The organism is Paenibacillus sp. 01T422 (assembly GCF_056398785.1).
Genome location: NZ_JBFTQB010000674.1, coordinates 1 through 3,657 on the forward strand (window position 1 = coordinate 1; position 3,657 = coordinate 3,657).

Consider the following 3,657-nt stretch of genomic DNA (forward strand, 5'->3'; position numbering starts at 1 on the left):
GTCTTTGTAGACATCCACATTGTTTTGCAGACCAGCAGCCAGCGCATGCTGACTGTTGCGGATCTGAATCGTCTTGGCCGCATTGTTGCCTTCGAGCTTGCCGTTCATGTCCACATCCGTCATACCGGTATCACCGGAAATTTGCGGCTCGTCGTAGATAACAGGCACGGGAACACTGACGAATTTGTCCTTGATTTTCCCCGAATTTACAGACTCGCTGACGAAAATTAAGGAGAATCCGTTCGCTTTCTCAGTTGTCACTTCTTTATCAGCAACCACGGTCACATTCATCCCGTGTTTTTCTTTGAACCGCTTGATCACAATCCCGTCTCCACCGCCTTCTTGGCCGATAAAAAGCACACTTTTCCCATTGCTCTGCGATTTCGCTGCAGCACTGGATGACGGTTGATTCGATACCGATACGGGATGACTAGCGACCGAGCTGCAAGCGGATAACGTAAAGACCATACAGGCCATCAAGGCTGCATTTACCCTTTTCATAGACGGACTTCCTCCTTGTCAGGCACGTTTATTTTTGTCCATTCTGAGCTGCCCATTGAACAGCTGCATCCAAAAGTTTATAGCCATCCTCGGTTTGATTCATTTCTTCCCCTGCACTCAAATAGAAGAACACCTGCCGGGAAAGTACCGGCTCATTATTGATATTTTTTGCCCCTTTCTCATAGCCGAAAACAACTGCTTTCTTATCATCCCCGGGCGCCGTTACAATCGTAACAGCCTCTTTGCCCGGAATGGCGTAACCGATTTTTCCATCATTTTTATAAACGGTAACCTGATCTTTAAATCCAGCTGCAAGCGGATGTTTGCTGTCTTTAATTTGAACGGTTTTCGCCGCGCTCAGCTCATTGTAATCAAGCAGCCCCGTTAACGCTGATATACTTGCCACTTGGGGCTTGGCATATACAACGGGCACCTTGGAGCCTTTAAGCTGGGCATTGATCCTGGAAGCATTGACCGTAGGACTGACATAAACGACCCCATAGCCGTTCACATTTTCTGTCTTGAATACGTTATCCGCCATATCAATGACGATGTAACCTATCTTCTCAAAATGCTTCACCACATAGGGATCATTCGTCCCTTCACCACGTTTGATATAGAGCATTTTGACTGGTCCAGCTGACGTGCCTGCCGTACTCTGCGTTGATTTCGAACAAGCCGCCAGCATGGCAATCATGACGCCAACTAAACATAATGCGAGAAGACGTTTCATCTCTTTTTACCCTCCGCTTCAACTGTTAGTTCCTACGTTTCTATTCCACTAAGCCTGTTCGTTCTACGCCTTCTACAAACCATCGCTGCGTGAACGTGTACAAGAGAAGTGGCGGGATAATCATTAAAAACGTTGTGGACATTCGGATTGCTTCATCATTTACGGACGGACCATAAGCTTCTGCTTGTTGACGCAGTGCGGATGCAATCTTCTCAATCCCGAGCGATAGGGGCGCTGTTTCAATATCCGATAAGTACATGCTCGGCAGATAGAAGTCGTTCCATGTCCAGATGAAGGAGAACAGAAATACGACGAGAATCGCTGGTTTGGCAAGCGGCATCATGACCTTGTAAAAGATTTTAAAGACGCCAGCCCCGTCAATACGGGCTGCTTCTTCCAGCTCCTTCGGCTGCGTGGAGAAAAATTGCCGGTAAATGATAACGAACAGGGCTCCTTTTAACCCCAAGCCGAAAAAGGCCGGAACAATGATCGGATAAATCGTATTCAGGAGACCTAACTGCCTGGCATAAATAATATTAGGCAGGATCGTAACTTGCATGGGCACAATAAAGGTTAACATCAGGAAAAAAAACAGCACTCGCTTAAAGGGGATTTTCAGCCTAGCAAATGCGTAACCCGTAACTGCGCACGATAAGGTTTGCAGGATAGCGACCGAAAGCGAGAGGCCCAGGCTGATGCCTAGCGCCTTTGGATATTTCATCCACGACCAAGCCTCCTGGAGGTTCCCAAGGTAGATCGTCCTTGGGAACCAATTGACGGCGGGATCGAGCAAATCGTCCGCATTTTTGACCATGGTCGCTATCATGTGCAGGATCGGCTTCAAATAAATGTAAGCCGTATCCAGCAAGATCAAGTAGATGAACAACTTGAATAATAGACCTTTATCCGCTTCTCTTCCGATAATCGCATAGCGGATTTTACTGAGCAGCTGCAGCATGCCGATCGTCTGCTCTTCTTTCAATTTGATACGAAACATAACGTCATCCCTCCTGTCGTAAACGTGTTAAGCACGATGTGACTTTGTCACCCTGGCGAAAATAATGAAGAGGATCGCTAAGAAAAAAGCGATGATCATGAAATAGATCCAGAACAAAGCGCTGTATTGTCCATACTCGCTTTCCCTTACCTTCGACAAAATCGGATTGGTTGGAAAAGTAAATAAATCGACAACGGTATAAATCAAATTGAGGAAAATGAACGGCGTCATTGCAGGAAGCGTAATTTTCCAGAACGTTTCCCAAGGACCTGCTCCATCAATGCGCGCTGCTTCATAAGCGGAATTCGAGATCGTCTGTCTGCCACCCAGGAAGATCATAATTTGAACGCCGGAGTACCACAGAATAAGTACGAACGAGTTCAGAATGGAAATTAGCGGATCTGACCAAGTTGCTGATAAGTTAGCCTGGATAAGGCCTGAAATGTTAAATTTGGACATAAAACCGAGATCGCCTTCGCCCTGCGTCAGAAACTCCTTCACAACTTCTCCTGTCGCCAAAATGACGGGCAGGAAGAAGATGGCACGAAAAAATGTGCGGCCTGGGAATTTCTGATTCAGTATAATAGCGATTAACAGCGCAAAAATAACAATGATCGGAATCATAAAAAGCGCTTGGCGCAGGAATGGTAGCAGTTGATTGTACAACAGGCTTCCGTTCTCAAACAGAATATACTTATAATGCGTCCAGCCGATGAAACGGGTCGTTGTCTTGGTTGCGGTTATCGTGACATCCTGGAAACTCATAAATAAGGAATAGCCGATCGGGAACGCCATAAAAAAGATAAAGCCGATGAACCATGGGGCTATGAACAACGTTCCTTCCAAATATTCGATCAGGGATGACCTAATTCTCGCTTTACGATTCATTTGCCTCCCCCTCCTCGAATGACAACAAAGTTATGTGCCGGTACGACCACATCCCCGTTCCGGTATTCCGTCAAATTATAGTTAACGATAATTCGTTTTCCATTGGAATAAGTCGTCTCTTTCACACCTTCAGCAAGTTTCTGATGTCCGGTAATAAACTGATCTTGCACATCTCCGAGCGCTTCGTTATATCGCTTATACTGCTCGGAGGCGAAATTTTCCCAATCTGGGTAATACGTGTTATAGAAGCGCAAGCCGTATGAATTCACGTATTTTTTCGTTTCAGCTTTCGTGAATACGAAGGATGGCGCCGCTCCGTATTCGATATCCCGTAAGAAATCGTTCACATCTTCCTGACGGTTGTTCACATATTCGGATGAATACGAAACTAATCCGTGTGTAGCAATTTGGGCGAATGGCACAGATTCATCTGAGAATAAATCGTAGGAATTGTCATAAACCATGCCTCGGATGTAATTGATATGCGGCAGCGCGTAGACATTCGATTTATCTCCCTGTACACCGCCAAGCGTATCTT

At 45.9% G+C, this 3,657-nt stretch carries 4 protein-coding genes and 1 pseudogene; all 5 read right to left on the reverse strand.

From position 1 onward, the window contains the following. Positions 1 to 501: pseudogene (locus AC1DUA_RS28655) on the reverse strand (hypothetical protein); the annotation flags it as partial. Positions 502 to 529: 28 nt separating this feature from the next. Then, positions 530 to 1,234 (reverse strand): hypothetical protein, encoded by a 705-nt coding sequence (locus AC1DUA_RS28660; protein WP_477502995.1) that lies wholly within the window; start codon positions 1,232 to 1,234, stop codon positions 530 to 532. Positions 1,235 to 1,274: 40 nt separating this feature from the next. Further along, positions 1,275 to 2,192 (reverse strand): carbohydrate ABC transporter permease, encoded by a 918-nt coding sequence (locus AC1DUA_RS28665; protein WP_477502998.1) that lies wholly within the window; start codon positions 2,190 to 2,192, stop codon positions 1,275 to 1,277. A gap of 66 nt (positions 2,193 to 2,258) precedes the next feature. Beyond that, complete coding sequence (locus AC1DUA_RS28670) at positions 2,259 to 3,119, reverse strand: carbohydrate ABC transporter permease (RefSeq protein WP_477502996.1); 861 nt, start codon at positions 3,117 to 3,119, stop codon at positions 2,259 to 2,261. After that, positions 3,116 to 3,657, reverse strand: a 542-nt coding sequence (locus tag AC1DUA_RS28675) for a DUF5696 domain-containing protein (protein WP_477502997.1), incomplete at its 5' end; no start/stop codon positions are given. The genes AC1DUA_RS28675 and AC1DUA_RS28670, both read right to left, overlap by 4 nt.